Annotated in this window: 9 protein-coding genes; 8 read left to right on the top strand and 1 reads right to left on the bottom strand. The window is 64.9% G+C overall.

The window, feature by feature from the left end:
- Together ABIB58_RS05995 and ABIB58_RS05990 are read left to right on the top strand one after the other, a co-directional pair.
- Nucleotides 1-3,279: an efflux RND transporter permease subunit gene (locus ABIB58_RS05995; RefSeq protein WP_354039645.1), complete on the top strand. Its 3,279-nt coding sequence runs from the start codon at nucleotides 1-3 to the stop codon at nucleotides 3,277-3,279.
- On the top strand, nucleotides 3,279-4,712 hold the full coding sequence (locus ABIB58_RS05990; protein ID WP_354039644.1) for an efflux transporter outer membrane subunit: 1,434 nt from the start codon (nucleotides 3,279-3,281) through the stop codon (nucleotides 4,710-4,712). Before ABIB58_RS05995 ends, ABIB58_RS05990 begins: the two co-directional genes overlap by 1 nt.
- A 77-nt stretch (nucleotides 4,713-4,789) precedes the next feature.
- On the opposite strand, the gene ABIB58_RS05985 is transcribed toward ABIB58_RS05990, so the two are convergent.
- The gene (locus ABIB58_RS05985; RefSeq protein ID WP_354039642.1) at nucleotides 4,790-6,877 is read right to left on the bottom strand and encodes a catalase; all 2,088 of its coding nucleotides are present in this window, start codon (nucleotides 6,875-6,877) and stop codon (nucleotides 4,790-4,792) included.
- Between the two features lie 182 nt (nucleotides 6,878-7,059).
- Between ABIB58_RS05985 and murC the strand changes: the two genes are divergently transcribed.
- From murC to ABIB58_RS05955, 6 genes are all read left to right on the top strand, one after another.
- On the top strand, nucleotides 7,060-8,472 hold the full coding sequence (gene murC / locus ABIB58_RS05980) for a UDP-N-acetylmuramate--L-alanine ligase (RefSeq protein ID WP_045810418.1): 1,413 nt from the start codon (nucleotides 7,060-7,062) through the stop codon (nucleotides 8,470-8,472).
- Entirely contained in the window at nucleotides 8,469-9,371 is a 903-nt protein-coding gene (murB, locus tag ABIB58_RS05975; protein WP_045810417.1) for a UDP-N-acetylmuramate dehydrogenase, read from the top strand. Before murC ends, murB begins: the two co-directional genes overlap by 4 nt.
- Nucleotides 9,372-9,449: 78 nt before the next feature.
- Entirely contained in the window at nucleotides 9,450-10,391 is a 942-nt protein-coding gene (locus ABIB58_RS05970) for a D-alanine--D-alanine ligase (protein WP_045810416.1), read from the top strand.
- Entirely contained in the window at nucleotides 10,379-11,266 is an 888-nt protein-coding gene (locus ABIB58_RS05965) for a cell division protein FtsQ/DivIB (protein ID WP_045810415.1), read from the top strand. Before ABIB58_RS05970 ends, ABIB58_RS05965 begins: the two co-directional genes overlap by 13 nt.
- Nucleotides 11,267-11,321: 55 nt before the next feature.
- Nucleotides 11,322-12,614, top strand: a complete 1,293-nt coding sequence (gene ftsA, locus ABIB58_RS05960; protein ID WP_039247066.1) for a cell division protein FtsA — start codon at nucleotides 11,322-11,324, stop codon at nucleotides 12,612-12,614.
- 180 nt (nucleotides 12,615-12,794) lie between these two features.
- A complete protein-coding gene (locus tag ABIB58_RS05955; protein ID WP_354039638.1) occupies nucleotides 12,795-16,595 on the top strand; it encodes a TonB-dependent receptor domain-containing protein in 3,801 nt (1,266 codons plus the stop codon).
- The last annotated feature ends 38 nt before the right edge of the window (nucleotides 16,596-16,633 follow it).

Raw genomic sequence — 16,633 nt, 5'->3', positions numbered from 1 at the left:
ATGAATATCTCCCGCTTCTTCATCGACCGGCCGATCTTCGCGGCCGTGATTTCGGTGGTGATCACGATCATCGGGATCGCCGCCTATCCCTTGCTGCCCCTGGCGCAGTATCCCGAGATCGCGCCCCCGACGATCACGATTAACGCCGCCTACCCCGGCGCCTCGGCCGAGACCCTGGCCGAAACCGTCGCCGCCCCCATCGAGCAGGAGGTGAACGGCGTCGAGAACATGCTCTACATCTCCTCCTCGTCCACGTCGGACGGGACGGTGGCCATCACTGTGACCTTCCAGCCGGGAACGGATCTGGATGCTGCTCAGGTGCTGGTCCAGAACCGGGTCGCCTTGGCCGAGCCTCGACTCCCGGAAGCGGTTCGCCAGACGGGCGTCGTGGTCAACAAGGCCGAGAGCGGCTTCCTGATGATCCTGGGTTTGACGTCGCCTGACGGCACGTTGGACAACGACTATGTCGGCAACTACGCCAACTCCACGCTTCGGGATCGTCTGCTGCGGATCGAGGGCGTCGGCGCAGTTCAGGTCTTCGGCGGCGGCAACTATTCGATGCGCGTATGGATCGACCCGGCCAAGGCCGCCGAGCGCGGTCTGACGGGCCCTGAGATCGTCTCGGCCCTCCGCGCCCAGAACGTGCAGGCCGCCGCCGGCTCCATCGGCCAACCTCCCTTCCCGAACAACGCCGCTGCGTTCCAATTGCCTGTTCAGGTTCAGGGGCGTCTGAGCGATCCCAATGAGTTCGCCAACGTCGTGCTGAAGACGGACGCCGAGGGTCGCGTCACCTACCTGCGCGACGTCGCGCGGATCGAACTGGGCGCCCAGGATTACGGCATCCGCGGCTTCTTCGACGGCCAACGCGGCGTCGGCGTCGCGATCGTTCAGCAGCCGGGGGCGAACGCCTTGGGCACGGCTGATCGGGTCCTCAAGGAAGTCGAGGCCGTCAAGGGCGAACTGCCGGCCGGCATGGCCATCTCGGTGCCTTACAATCCGACCGAGTTCGTCGCCGCCTCGGTGGAGTCGGTTCAGCACACCCTGGTCGAGGCCGTCATCCTGGTCATCATCGTGGTCATGGTCTTTCTTCAGACCTGGCGCGCGGCCATCATTCCCATCGTCGCCATCCCCGTCGCTCTGGTCGGCACCTTCGCGGTGCAGCTGGCGCTGGGCTATTCGATCAACTCCCTGTCCCTGTTCGCCCTGGTCCTTGCGGTCGGCATCGTGGTCGATGACGCCATCGTCGTGGTCGAGAACGTGGAGCGCGCGATCAGCGAAGGCCTCAGTCCCAAGGAGGCCGCTTATCGATCGATGCAGGAGGTCTCCGGCGCCCTGATCGCCATCGGCCTGGTGCTGGTGTCGGTGTTCGTGCCGACGATGTTCGTGCCCGGCATCCCCGGCATCTTCTATCGCCAGTTCGCGGTCGTCATCGCATCGGCCTCGGTCATCTCGCTGTTCGTGTCGCTGACGCTGTCGCCGGCCATGGCCGCCCTGCTGCTGAAGCCGCACAAGAAGGATCATGAACATGCCCGCAAGCCGGGCGTCCTGGGTGCGGTGGTCTACTACGGCGGCTGGGCCGGGCGGAAGTTCAACGACGGCTTCGACTGGCTGTCGGATCGCTACGGTCGTTTGACGGCACGTCTGATCCGTACGGTCGGCCTGGTGCTGATCATCTATGCCGGTCTGCTGGGCCTCACCGCCTGGCGGTTGATCGATACTCCTTCGGGCTTCATTCCTGAACAGGATCAGGGCTTCCTGATCGGCGTTATCCAACTGCCCGCCGGTGCGTCGCTGGATCGTACGGAAGCGGTGATGACGCGTGCTACAGACATCATCCGCAAGACCGACGGTGTCGACGGCGCCATCGCCTTTGCGGGTCTGGACGGATCAAGCTTCTCCTTCGGCTCGAACGCCGCGACCATCTTCGTGCGTCTGAACCCGTTCGAGGATCGCACCAAGGAGCAGGCCGCCACGGCTCTGGCCGGCGCCATCACCCAGGCGACCGGACAGATCGAGGACGCGCAGATCTTCGTCATCGCCCCCCCGGCGGTCCAGGGTCTGGGCACCGGCAACGGCTTCTCGATGATGATCCAGGACCGCGAAGGCGCCGGCTATCGTCCGCTGGAAGGCGCCACCTTCGCCATGATGGGCGCCGCCGCCCAGAAGCCGACCGAGGTCAGCCAGGTCTTCTCGACCTACAACACGGCCTCGCCGCGCGTGACCGCCGATGTCGATCGCGACAAGGCGCTGATGCTGGGCGTCCAGCCCAGCTCGGTGTTTGACACCTTGGGCGTCTATCTGGGTTCGTCCTACGTCAACGACTTCAACATGCTGGGCCGAACCTTCCGGGTGACGGCGCAGGCGGAGCCGACGGCGCGCGACGACATCGCCGACATCGCCAATCTGAAGACCAAGTCGTCCTCCGGCGCCATGGTGCCGATCGGATCGGTGGCTAATCTGATCGACGACTCCGGTCCGGCGCGGATCGTCCGCTACAACCTGTTCCCGGCGGCCGAGCTTCAGGGCAACGCTGCAGCAGGGGTCTCCTCCGGCGAGGCGCTGCAGGTCATGGAAACCATGGCCGCCCAGACCCTGCCGCAGGGCTTCTCCTACGAATGGACGGGTCTGGCCTATCAGCAGAAGGCGGCGGGTTCCGGCGCGACGGTCATCTTCCTGATGGCGGTGGTGTTCGTCTTCCTGGTGCTGGCGGCTCAGTACGAAGCGTTCACGCTTCCGCTGGCGGTCATTCTGATCGTGCCGATGTGTCTGCTGGCGGCCATCATCGGGGTGAACCTGCGCGGCCTGGACAATAACATCCTGGTCCAGATCGGACTTGTCGTTCTGATCGCGCTTGCGGCCAAGAACGCCATCCTGATCGTCGAGTTCGCCAAACAGGCCGAGGAAGAGCAGGGCATGAACCGGTTCGAGGCTGCGGTCGCCGCCGCCAAGACCCGTCTGCGTCCGATCCTGATGACCTCGTTCGCCTTCATCCTCGGCGTCGTGCCGCTGATGCTGGCCTCGGGGCCGGGCGCGGAGATGCGTCAGTCGCTGGGCACGTCCGTCTTCTCGGGCATGCTGGGCGTGACCTTCTTCGGCCTGATCTTCACGCCGGTCTTCTATGTGGTCTGCCGCTGGCTGTCCTCGAAACTGCCGCAAGGCAAGAAACCGACCCCGACGCCTGACCGTCCTTCGGACCGGCCCGTGCGTTATGACGAAACCAGCGACCTGACCGATCCGAACGCGCCTGCGCCCGCGACCGGCCGGGGAGGGGACATCTGATGACCCGCAACAAGACCCTCAGCTTCCTGACCGCTGCGGCGTGCAGCGCCCTGCTGGCCGCCTGCGCGGTCGGGCCCAAGGCGCCGGTCGCGGACCTGCCAGTCGCCGGCACGGGCGCCTTCGTCGGCTCGGCCAGCCCCACTGTCTCGACCGCCGCCGCGCGCGACGACTGGTGGCGGCTGTACGAGGACCCCACGCTGGACGCCCTGATCCAGCAGGCCTTCGCCGAGAACAATGAGCTCGAAGCCGCCTTCGCCAATCTGCGCGCGGTCCGGGCGTCGCTGTCGGAGGCCCGCGTCGGCCGTTTCCCAACCACCACGACCAGCGCCCAGGCCCAGCGCAGCCGCGCCTCGGCCGCCACGGTCCAGGGCCTGCCCCCCGGGCAGGATGCGCCCGAGATCGATACCTATGACGTCGGTATCCAAGCGTCATACGAGATCGACCTTTTCGGCCGCGTGGAATCCACCATACGCGCCGCCCGCGCCGACGCCCGCGCCGCCGAGGCCGCCCTGGCCACGGTCCAGGTGACGATCGCCGCCGAGACGGCTCGCGCCTATGCCGACACCTGCTCGGCCAATGCGCAGATCGCGGTGGCCGAACGGACGCTGGAGCTGCAACGCAACACCGCCGAGCTGACCCAGACCCTGCTTGACGGCGGGGCGGGCACGGGGCTGGACGTGGCCAGCGCCCGCGCGGCCCTGGCCCAGACCGCGGCGACCCTGCCGACCCTGCGCGCGGCCCGTAACGAGGCCCTGTTCCGCCTGGCGACCCTGACCGGCCGCACCCCGGCCGAGGCCAGCCAGGCCGCCGCCGCCTGCGTGCGTCCGCCCCAGCTCAGCCAGCCGATCCCGGTCGGCGATGGCGCGGCGCTTCTGGCCCGCCGTCCCGACGTGCGCCAGGCCGAGGCCGAACTGGCCGCCGCCGCCGCGCGCGTGAATGTGGCGACCGCCAACCTGTTTCCGCAGATCAGCCTGGGCGGATCCTTCGGCTCCACCGCGCTGGAGTCGGGTGAACTGGGCGACGACCAGAATTTCCGCTTCAGCTTCGGTCCGCTGATCAGCTGGTCCTTCCCCAACGTCTTCGCCGCGCGCGCCCAGATCAAGGCCGCCGGAGCCCGTTCGGACGCGGCGCTGGCGACCTTCGACCAGACGGTGCTGACGGCGCTTCAGGAAACCGAGACGGCTCTGTCCAACTACGCCAACGAACTGGACCGCCGTGCGGCCCTGACCGAGGCCCGGGACCAGGCGGCCCGCGCCGCCGACCTGTCGCGCCTGCGCTTCAACGCTGGCGCCGACAGCTTCCTTCTGGTGCTGGACGCCGAACGCACCCAGGCGGCGGCCGACGCGGCTCTCGCCCAGTCCGACGCCCTGGTCACGACCTACCAGATCGCCCTGTTCCGCGCCTTGGCCGGCGGCTGGCAAGCCGACAGCTGATCGCGTCGCGATGCTGAAAGAAGAGGGCCGGGCGATGTATCGCCCGGCCCTTTTTGATCTGATCAAGTTTACCGCGGTCAGGCCAGAGTCCGCACCTTGCGCTCGCGGTCCCACTGGCGGGTGCGGGCGGGGGCGAGGAAGGCCTCGGCGTCCTTGGACAGGTCGATCACGCCGGCATCCGGCTCGACGCCTGCCTTATCGAGCAGGGGCTGGGCTTCAGGCGTGTGGCCGATGGCCTTGAGGTGGCCGAAGGCGTCCTTGGCGAAATCGACCGCGGCGCCTTCTTTCAGCATCTGGGCGCAGCCGTCCTCGGACAGGATGATGGCGACAGCGTCGAACAATACCGACGGGCTGCCGGCCAGCTGACCGTCGGCCGCGAGCGTCTTGCAGTCCTTCAGCTTGGCGCCGCCGATCTTGGGCGCAACGATGAAGACCGAGCCGCCGTCACCCTCAACCGCCGCCTTGACCGCATCGACGACAGCGCCATCCGAACCGTCGGCGACCAGGATGGCGACCTTTCTGCCCTTTAGGGTGTCCGGATATTTGCCGACGATGCGAAGCGCCGGCGAGGCGTCCAGATCGATGGGGGCCACACCGGGCTCGGACGCCTTGGGCAGGGGCAGGTTCAGGCTGTCTGCGACGCGCTGGGCCAGGGTCTCATCAACGTTCTGCAGATTGGCCAGAACGCGTTCGCGGACGTGGGCGAGCGACACCTTTGACAGTTCGAAGACAATGGCGCTGGCCAGGTGGGCCTGCTCGATATCGGTCTGGGAGCGGAAGAACAGCCGCGCCTGGCTGTAGTGATCGGCGAAGCTTTCGGCGCGCAGTCGGACCTTTTTGCCCTCGACCGGGATGGGCGCGGTGCGGAAGCCGCCCTTGGGGTCTTCACGCGGGCCGCCGTCCTCGCCCGCCTCGGACAGGCTGTTGGGTTCGTAGTTGGCGCGGCCCTTGGGCACGGCCATCTGCATATGGCCGTCGCGCTGGAAGTTCTGGAAGGGGCAGCCCTTGGCCTGGTTGATCGGGATCTGGTGGAAGTTGACCGTGCCCAGTCGCGACAGCTGGGTGTCCTGATAGGAGAACAGCCGCCCCTGCAGCAGCGGGTCTTCCGAAAAGTCGATGCCCGGCACGATGTTCGTCGGCAGGAAGGCGACCTGTTCGGTTTCCGCGAAGAAGTTGTCCGGGTTGCGGTCCAGGACCATGCGGCCGATCACGCGGATCGGATGGTCTTCTTCCGGCACCAGCTTGGTCGCGTCCAGAATGTCGAAGGGCAGGGCGTCGGCCTGTTCCTGGGTGAAGAGTTGCACGCCGAACTCCCATTCGGGGAAGTCGCCCTGATCGATGGCTTCATACAGGTCACGGCGATGATAGTCGGGATCGGCGCCGGCGATCTTGACCGCCTCGTCCCAGCAGGTGGATTGCGTGCCCAGCTTGGGCCGCCAGTGGAACTTGACCAGGGTCGCCTCGCCTTCGGCATTGATCAGCCGGAAGGTGTTGACGCCAAAGCCTTCCATCATGCGCAGGCTGCGCGGGATGCCGCGATCCGACATGGCCCACATGACCATATGCATGCTCTCGGGCATCAGGCCGATGAAGTCCCAGAAGGTGTCGTGGGCGCTGGCCGCCTGGGGATAGCCCTTGTCGGCCTCCATCTTCACCGAATGGATCAGGTCCGGGAACTTGATCGCGTCCTGGATGAAGAAGACGGGGATGTTGTTGCCGACCAGATCCCAGTTGCCTTCGGTCGTGTAGAATTTGACCGCAAAGCCGCGCACGTCGCGCGGCGTATCGACCGAGCCCGCGCCGCCGGCGACGGTCGAGAAGCGGGTGAACAGTTCGGTCTTCTTGCCGACTTCGGTCAGAATCTTCGCGGTGGTGAACTCCGACAGACTGTCGGTCAGTTCGAAGAAGCCGTGGGCGGCCGAGCCGCGGGCATGGACGATCCGCTCAGGGATACGCTCGTGGTCGAAATGCTGAATCTTCTCGCGAAGGATGAAGTCTTCCAGCAGGGTCGAGCCGCGCGGGCCGGCCTTCAGCGAGTTCTGGTTGTCGCTGATCGGCGTGCCGTGATTGGTGGTCAGGCGGGTCTCGGGCGTCGAGGCGGTCTGGTGCACCTTTCCGGCGTTGCCGATTATCGGCGCGCCGGCCGGCTTTGCGTTCTTGGCCATCTTGGGAGTCCTTTGGAGCAGCGGCGCAAGCGGAAGCCACGCGCGTTCCCGAAGACAACTCGGTGGAGGCGCAATAGTTCTGTGCGAGTTCGCGCACAGGCATGCCCGATCGTCCCTAGAAAAGTTCGCTCCGTATGCGGCGCGCCCTTCGCAGGAGGCGAGGCGGCGTTTATGAGGCGAAAATGATCGCACGCCTTCGCCCCGTCCCGTTCGACCTCGGTCCCGTTCATTTCGTCGGCATCGGCGGCATCGGCATGAGCGGCATCGCCGAGATCATGCTGAGGATCGGCTATTCGGTGCAGGGCTCTGACGCCAAGGCGAGCGCCAACACCGAGCGACTGGAACAGCTTGGCGCCAAGATCTTCATCGGCCACGACGCCGCCCATGTGGGCGAGGGCGTTTCAGCGGTGGTCTATTCGACGGCGGTCAAGGCCGACAATCCCGAGATGAAGGCGGCCCGCGAGCGCCGCATCCCGCTGGTGCGTCGGGCCGAGATGCTGGCCGAGCTGATGCGGCTGCAGTTCTCGATCGCGGTGGGCGGCACGCACGGCAAGACGACGACGACCTCTATGGTGGCGGCCCTGCTGGATGCGGCGGGCCTGGATCCCACTGTGGTCAACGGCGGCATCATCAACGCCTATGGCACCAACGCGAAGGTCGGGGACGGCGACTGGATTGTGGTGGAGGCGGACGAGTCGGACGGCAGCTTCCTGCGCCTTAAGTCGACGGTGGCCATCGTCACCAATATCGACCCAGAACATCTGGACCACTACGGCGACTTCGACGGGGTGCGGAAGGCGTTCGTAGATTTCGTCGAGAACATCCCTTTTTACGGGTTCGCCGCTGTCTGTATGGATCATCCCGAAGTGCAGAAGCTGGTCGCGGCCATCGATAACCGGCGGCTGGTGACCTACGGCGTCAATCCGCAGGCCATGGTGCGGGCCGACAATGTCGAGATGGGGCCGGACGGCTGCCGCTTCGACGTGGTCATCCAGAATGGCGAAACTCATACGATCTCAGGCGTCCATCTGCCGATGGCCGGCTGGCACAATGTGTCGAACGCCCTGGCCGCGATCGCCGTGGCGCGCGAGCTGGATGTGTCGGACGACGCGATCCGAGCGGGCCTTGCCGGCTTCGGCGGGGTCAAGCGCCGCTTCACCACCACGGGCGTCGTGGGCGGCGTTCGCATCGTCGACGACTACGGCCACCACCCTGTCGAGATCGCCGCCGTGCTGAAGGCCGCGCGCCAGGTGACGGAGGGTCGCGTCATCGCCGTGGTTCAGCCGCACCGCTACACGCGCCTGCGCGACCTGATGGACGAGTTCTCGACCTGCTTCTCGGACGCCGACAGCGTGATCGTCGCCGACGTCTATCCCGCCGGCGAACAGCCGATCGAAGGCGTGGACAAGCATGCTCTGGCCGACGGGGTGCGCCGCTACGGCCACCGTCACGTCCAGGCCTTGGAGAACGCCGCCGTCCTGCCCCGCCTGATCAAGGATGAGGCCAAATCCGGCGACGTCGTCGTGCTGCTGGGCGCCGGCGACATCACCAGTTGGGCCTATGGCCTGCCCGCTCAGCTGGAGGCTCTGGCGTGAAGGGTCTGCCCGAGGTGCGCGGCAAGCTGCTGCTGAACGAACCGTTGGCGCCCTATACCTGGTTCCGCGTCGGTGGGGCGGCCGAGGCCCTGTTCATTCCGGCGGACGCCGAGGATCTGGCGGATTTCCTCAAGGCGCTGGACCCGGTCGTGCCGGTGACGGTTCTGGGCGTCGGATCGAACGTCATCGTCCGTGATGGCGGGGTCGAGGGCGTGGTGATCCGCCTGGCGGGCCGCCCGTGGGCGCAGATCACGACGAACGGCGACACAGTTACGGCCGGCGCGGGCGCGCTGGACTCCATGGTCGCCAAGGCCAGCGCCAAGGCGGGAATCGCCGGGCTGGAATTCTACGCCGGCATTCCGGGCACGATTGGCGGCGCCCTGACCATGAACGCTGGCTGCTACGGCTCCGAGACCAAGGATGTGCTGGTCTCGGCTTGGGGGCTGACGCGAACAGGCGAGCGGGTCGATTACGCTCTGGCCGACTTCGGCTACACCTATCGCCATTCCGAGGCGCCGGCCGACATCATCTGGATCGAGGCGACCTATCGCGGCACGGCCGACGAACCCAAGGCCGTTGCCGCCCGGATCACCGAGATCACCAGCCGGCGCGAGACGACCCAGCCGATCCGCGAGAAGACGGGCGGCTCGACGTTCCAGAACCCCGAGGGCCATTCGTCGTGGAAGCTGGTGGATGAGGCCGGCTGGCGCGGCAAGCTGCACGCCAAAACCGGGGGTGGGGCCAAGTTCAGCGAACTGCACTCCAACTTTATGATCAATCCCGGCGAGGCAACAGCCGCCGACATCGAAGGCCTGGGCGAGGCGGTTCGCGCTGATGTGCTGGCCAAGACCGGCGTTCTGCTGGAGTGGGAAATCAAGCGGATCGGCCGGGCGGGATAAAAAATCCCGCGCAAAAATGGCCGGCGGACGCGAATGGTTGACGGCCTGTTAAACATGTAGGCCCCAATCCAAGGCGTCATGTCCCGCGCTTTCAAAGATCTTCATGTCGCCGTCCTGATGGGCGGCGTTTCCGCAGAGCGGGAGGTGTCCCTCTCGTCGGGCGAGCAGTGTGCGCGCGCGCTGGAGCGGCAGGGCGTGCGCGTCAGCCGCGTGGATGCCGGGCGGGATCTGGCCAATGTGCTTTCGGGTCTGATCAAGCCGGACGTGGTCCTGAACTGTCTGCACGGCGCCTGGGGCGAGGACGGCTGCGTCCAGGGCGTGCTGGAAACCCTGCGTATTCCCTACACCCATTCCGGCGTGCTGGCCTCGGCCCTGGCGATGGACAAGGACAAGTCCAAGGCCGTGTTGCGGGCGGCGGGCATCAAGGTGCCGGGCGGTGGCCTTTACGATCGTCACGAGGTCGCCAGCCGCCACGTCATCGACCCGCCCTATGTGGTCAAGCCGAATGCCGAGGGCTCGTCCGTCGGCGTCTTCCTGGTGCGCGAGGGCGCCAACCGTCCGGTCTCCGAAGTGGGCGAGCCGGGGTGGACTTACGGCGAGCAGGTCGTCGTCGAGCCCTATATCGCCGGCAAGGAGTTGTGCGTCACCGTGCTGGGCGAACCGGCCGGGCCGCGCGCCCTGACCGTCACGGACATCACCCCGACCAAGGGGTTCTATGACTATGAGGCCAAGTATGCGCCGGGCGGGTCGGTGCACGTCCTGCCGGCCGTCCTGCCGCCGCACGTGTTCGAGAAGGCGCTGCGTCAGGCCGAGGCGGCGCACGTGGCCATGGGGTGTCGGGGCGTGTCGCGATCCGACTTCCGTTATGATGATGTTAAGGACGATCTGGTCCTGTTGGAGGTCAATACGCAGCCCGGCATGACCCCGACTTCGCTCGCGCCCGAGCAGGCCGCCCATACCGGGATGAGCTATGACGATCTGGTTCGGTGGATGGTGGAGGACGCCTCATGCCCGCGGTAGTTCGCGGCGGCCGGCGACAGGGTTCTAATCAGGCTCCACAACGCGGTTCGGCTTCCAAGGGCGGAGGCCGGTCGCGCGGCGGGGCCCAGAACGCGTCCGCCGTTCCCGGCAAGATGGCCGCCATCGGCCGTGTCGATATTTCGCCCCGCACCGCCGTGATCGCCTTGGGCGCCGGCGCCCTGCTGCTGGTCGGGGTTCTGGCCACAGGCGCTCGCGCCGAGCGGATCGGCGCCTCGGTGTCGCATGGCCTGGACAATGTGACGGCCGGCATGGGCCTGACGCTGAAGCGGGTGCACATCACCGGCGCCTCGCCGGAGGCCGAGCCGACGATCCAGCGCGCGCTGGGCCTGTATGCCGGTCAGCCGATCACCAGTCTGGATCTGGACGCCATTCGCATGCGGGTTCAGGGCGTGGGTTGGGTCAAGGAGGCGCGCGTGGTTCGCCTGTTGCCCGACACCCTGATCGTCGAGGTCAAGGAACACGATCGCCTCGCCGTCTGGCAGCAAGCCGGTCAGATCAAGGTCATCGACAACCGGGGCCAGGTCATCGACGGCGCCGACGCGCGTCGCTATCCGACCTTGCCGCTGGTCGTGGGCAAGGGCGCCGATGTGGCGGCGGGCGAAATCCTGCCTCTGCTGGCCCAGCGCCCGCGACTGATGGGGATGGTGGACGCCCTGGTGCGCGTGGACGAGCGCCGCTGGGACCTGCGTCTGAAGGACGGCAGCCTGATCCAGCTTCCCGCCACCGAACAGGAGGCGGCCCTGATCCGCCTCGATGCGCTGGACCAGCGCGAACGCCTGCTCGACCTGGGCTTCGCTCGCGTCGATCTCAGAACCCCGGACGAGGTCGCCGTGCGACCCGCCGGCGACGCCTAAGGACCGTAGAGACATGACCAAGCAACGCGGCGCGGCGAATGATCACGGTCGGGGCATGGATCCTCGCGCCGGACGTGCGCCTGTGGTCGCCGCGCTGGATATCGGTCAATCCAAGGTGTCGTGCTTCATCATGAAGCCGGACGGCGTGCGTCACGCCGACCGCACCATCCGCGTCGCGGGCGCCAGTCACGTCCAGTCCAAGGGCGTCAGGGGCGGGGCCATCATCAATATGGATGAGGCGGCCCAGGCCATCGGCCACGCCGTCGAACGCGCCGAGCGCGCGGCCCAGAGTCCGGTTTCCGGCGTCGTCGTCACCACGGCCATCGGCCAGATGGCCAGCCACCGGGTCCAGGCCCGCGTCTCGCTGGGCGCCAATCCGGTCGGGGACGCCGATCTGGCGCGCGCCATCGGCATGGCCCTGGCCCAGATCCGCCTGCCCAACCGTCGCCCGATCCACGTCCTGCCCATCGCCTGGTCGGTCGACGGTGCGCGCGGCGTGCATGATCCGCGTTCGATGCGTGGCGGCTCGCTGGGGCTGGACCTGCTCGTGGTCTCGATGGCCGAGAACGTCTTCACGACCCTCAGCCACTGCCTGGAGCTGGCCCACCTCGACTTGCAAGGCGTCGCCGCCGCACCCGTCGTGTCGTCACTGGCCGCGCTGGAAGAGGACGAGATGGATCTGGGCGCCGTCTGCATCGACATGGGCGGCGGCTCGACCAGCGCCGCGGTCTGGGGCGGCCGCTCCCTGCTGCATATTGAAAGCCTGAACGTCGGCGGCGATCATGTCACCTCCGACATCGCGCGCGGCCTGTCGACGTCCAAGGCCGGCGCCGAACGGCTCAAGACCCTGCACGGCTCAGCCATGGCCAGCGCCAACGAGGACCGCGAAATGCTGGAGGCCCCGCCGCGCGGCGAAGACGCCTCGGCCGGACCCGTCATCGTCCCGCGCGCCATGCTGAAGACCGTCATCGCGCCCCGCGTCGAGGAAACCCTCGAACTGCTCCGTGATCGGCTGAAAAACGCCGGCGTCGGCCTGGAGCCCGGCGCAGGGCTGGTCCTCACCGGCGGGGCCAGCCAGCTCAACGGCGTGCGCGAACTCGCCGTGCGGGTCTTCGACCGCCCCGTCCGCCTCGGAAAACCCCAACGGGCGCCACATTTGGCCGACGCCGCCTCCGGCCCCGCCTTCTGCGCCACCGCCGGCGTCCTCCTGCGCGCCGCCTACGGTCCGCGTGAGGCGGTGTCGGCCAGGAAGCTGATGGCGCGTCAGATCACGGCTGCGGACGCGCCGCGTATTCACCGTGGCAACGTGGTGGGGCGGGTGGCGGGGTGGCTCCGCGACAATCTGTAGCAATTCCAAGCAACAGTGTTGTTTCGGTGTCACTTCGGCTTTGTTTTGCCCTGATTGAGACACAAAGCGCTTGCCTCCGCTTTGTGGTTAGGTGACAGAAAGTTCATCAAACTATCGCGATTTGCGCGACTCGCAGGGGCACAAATGATTAAGCGTAATTATCTATTTGGGACGACTGTCTTGGCGGGCGTCATTGTGGCGTCAGCACCTGCTTGGGCTCAAACGTCCTCCACGCAAACGCCTGTGCCTGCGCAGCGCTCCAGTTCCACACAAACGGAGGCAGAGGCTGAGGCTCAAACGCTTGATGAAGTCGTGGTTACGGGGTCGCGCATTCGTCGCCCTCAATATGAAGGCACGGTGCCAGGTGCACAGGTCGATCGCGCTCAGATCGAAGAGCGCGGCTTCACGAATGCCATCAATATTCTGAACGACATTCCGCTGGTCGGTCCTCCGGTCTCGTCGATATCGACCGGCACGGCGCAACCGGCGAACTTCGGCGCTCAATATGTTGACCTGCTAGACATCGGCTCTGCGCGCACGCTGACCTTGGTCAACGGACGGCGTATGGTGTCGAATAACGGCGGCACGATTTTCGTGGCCGGGAACGAACCAGGTAACCAGGTCGATGCCAGCACGATCCCCGCTTCGCTGATCGATCGGGTTGACGTGCTGACCGTCGGTGGCGCTGCGGCTTACGGCTCTGACGCCGTTGCTGGGGTTGTGAACTATATTCTACGTGACGATTTTGATGGTCTCGAAACGCGTGCCTCGGTTCGGGGATATGAGGATGGTCAAGGCGAAACCTATCAGTTCGGTCTGACGGCGGGGCGCAACTTCCTCAACGATAGACTGAACATTACTTTTGCTGCGGACCTGAACAAGTCGGACGCGCTTTACGCTAAGGACTTCGATTTCCTTGCGCGCAACTCGACCACCTTCACCAACCCCTTCGCAGTTCGCAACCCAGATTATGTCCTGGGCGTCAGGCCGACCACAGTGCTGGGTCCGATCCTAGCTGCCAACGCTGACGGCTTGCCTCCTGGCGTGTTTGTCAACAGCTTCCGCTCGCACACCGCATTGCCGGGTGGAACAATCTTCCGCGCCAACCCCGCACGCACCCTGCAATCCGGTGCGACCATGCAGGTGTATGAAAACCCCACTGCAGGCGGAACATTCAACAGCAACGTATCTTTGGGTTCTCTTGACGCTGCGGCCTATTATTCAGGCCAGTTCTTCCCTAGCCAGCCCAACCTCTGCAACGCTGGAGCCTTCTCCGCCGCGCAGGCCGCAACCGCTGCTGCCGCCAATCCACGCATTTGTAATTTTGCGCCCTCCACCTTGCCTACAGGTGTGACAGCGGCGCGCGTTTTCGCCACCTACGGCGTCACGCCTCCCGCCGGCGCCACCACCGCAGAACTCAATCGTCTGGCTCTGGACACGCTGCAAAGCCGGCTTCCCACGGCTCGCGAGTACTTCCAGGCAAACCCGAACCTCGACCCCAACCTGTTCATTGGATCCTTCATCCAGGGCTATCCGGGCATCGCGAGTGGCAACCCGTTGCTGCCGATTATCGCGCAGCCGCTGCGTTTCGACTCAAACGGCAACGTGGTTCAGTTCTCGGTCGGCGATTTGAATTCGAACTCGCCCGGCAGCTTCGGCAGCGCTCCTGGATCCTCTAGCGATCTGTTCAACGCTTCTGATCGAAATCAACAGCGGTTCGAGCAGGAGCGTTCGATCTTTAACTTGAACGCACGCTTCGACATCACTGAAAATATATCGTTCTTTACCGAAAACCTGTATTCTGACATCCGCAGCGTTCAGGAAATCAATCCACAAAGCTCTTTCAACAGTGTTGGATCCGCGGGGATCGAAAATGGTGGCATCATCGCCAGCGTCAACAACCCGTTCCTGACGGCGCAAAACAGGGCAGACCTGGCGGCGCGCGGCATCACCTCAACCTTCGCCTTGTCGACCGACTTCTATGACATCTTCGGCGGCAACAACGAGGCACGAAGCAAGTCTGAGACTTTCCGCTCGGTCAATGGCGTCCGTGGAGACTTCTTCACCCACGGCCGGAACTTCAACTGGGAAGTGGCCTATTCCTACGGCGGGTCTGACTTCCGCTACGAAACAAAATTCATCAAGGACGTCGAGTTCTTGCTCGCGATTGATGCCGTCAATGATGGCGGCACAATCCGCTGCCGTAGCCAGACGGCTCTGGGGGCGGGAGTTCTCGGCACTAGCCCTCCCGGTCTGACCAACAACGTGGTCCGCGTGCCCTATGCAGTGAACGCCAATCCTGCGGTGCCCGTCGTGGGAGACGTGCCTCAAGATCAGAACTACCAGCCGGTCGTCACGCAAGCTCAGATCGATGGTTGCCAACCGTTGAACCTGTTTGGGGTGGGACGTTCTTCGCAACCTGCGCGTGATTATATTCTGGCAGACACCTTCATCACCAATGAAGCGCGGCAGGAATACTGGTCGGCAGTGTTCGGCGGTGAGTTGTTCAAGCTTCCGGCGGGCTGGCTGAGCTTCGCCGTGAACGCTGAAAATCGCAAAGAGTCTCTGGTTTATGGCGGTGACCAACTCGGACAGCTTGGCCGGTCGCGTTCTGCCCCGACCGCTTTGACCGACGCCGAGATCAAGACGGAAGAGTACGGCGTAGAGCTGAACATCCCCGTCTTCTCACCAGACCAGAACCTGCCGTTCCTTTACAATCTGACCATCAACCCGGCATGGCGCTGGGTTAAGCAGACGGGTTCGGCTGCCGCCTTCCGAAACGCCAACGGCACATTGGTCGAGCCCAAGTATGACGGCGACTATCAAGACATCTATTCCATCGCCGCCACCTACTCACCTGTTCGCGACCTGACCTTCCGGGGCAACATCTCTCGGTCGGTTCGACAGCCGGGTATCGTCGATCTGTTCTTGGGCAGCCAACCGGCGTTCCTGAGCAACGGTGTCGATGCGTGCGGCTCGACAAACATTGACTCAGGCCCCAGCCCGGCCACGCGTCGTGCAAACTGCGAAACGTTGGTTCGCCAGCTGAATCCCGTTTCAAACACTTACCAGAGCGGCGTGATCGACCCGACGCTGACAGATGCGGAAAATACGGCTCGCATTCGTAACTTCTTGTCGACCTTCTCTTCCAGCGTGCCCACGTTCCAGACCATCGTGGCCGGCGAACCTGGACTGAAACCCGAGGTCGCCAATAGCTACACTTGGGGCATCGTGGCGCAACCACGCTTCATCCCAGGCCTGAGTTTGTCTGCTGACTACGTCAAGATCACCGTCAAGGGTCTGATCTCGAACCTGTTTGCAACGACAGCCAATCAGTTCTGCGTCGATAGCTCGACCTATCCCAACACCCAGCCCCAAACCGGCCTGGATTTGTGCCCTTACGTCATTCGTGACAGCCAGTTCACCATCACCAACGGCTCCATCTCCGGCTTCTGGAACCAAGGCGGCATTCGCGTCCAAGCTTTGAACCTGAATGCGGCCTACGGCTTTAATGTCAGCGAACTGTTCGGCGATGGCGCTTCTGACTTTGGTCGCATGGGACTGAGAGCATCGGCCTATCACCTGATCAAGTATCAGAGCTCGCCCGACGGTGCCTTTGGCGACAACACCACCTATACTCAGGGCACGACGGCACGCCCCGACTGGGAAGTTCAATTGGGAGCCAACTACTCGCGCGGACCCATCAGACTGAGCTGGACCGGAAACTGGCAGGACACCACCAAGGTCTATGCTGGTAACGGTACGCTATTCCCCACGGTGGATCAGGCAACGGTGCGCTTCTATCGCTCGTATTGGATCCACTCCGCGACCGCTGCCTATGATGTTACGGAAGCGGCGCGTTTGCAGCTGACAGTGGATAACGTGTTCGACACGATCTATCCGTCGGTCCAGTATGAGATTGCTGGCTCACCGCAAAGCTTGGGTCGCACGATCATGGGGCAACTGATCTACAAGTTCTGATCGAACCACAGTCGAGCACAACTGGAGGCGCCCCCCGG

Origin of the sequence: Brevundimonas sp. UYEF29, assembly GCF_040546195.1 — a bacterium.
Taxonomy (GTDB): Bacteria; Pseudomonadota; Alphaproteobacteria; order Caulobacterales; family Caulobacteraceae; genus Brevundimonas; species Brevundimonas huaxiensis.
Note: the sequence above shows the minus strand (reverse complement) of the source record. Positions and strands in the feature narration are given on the sequence as shown.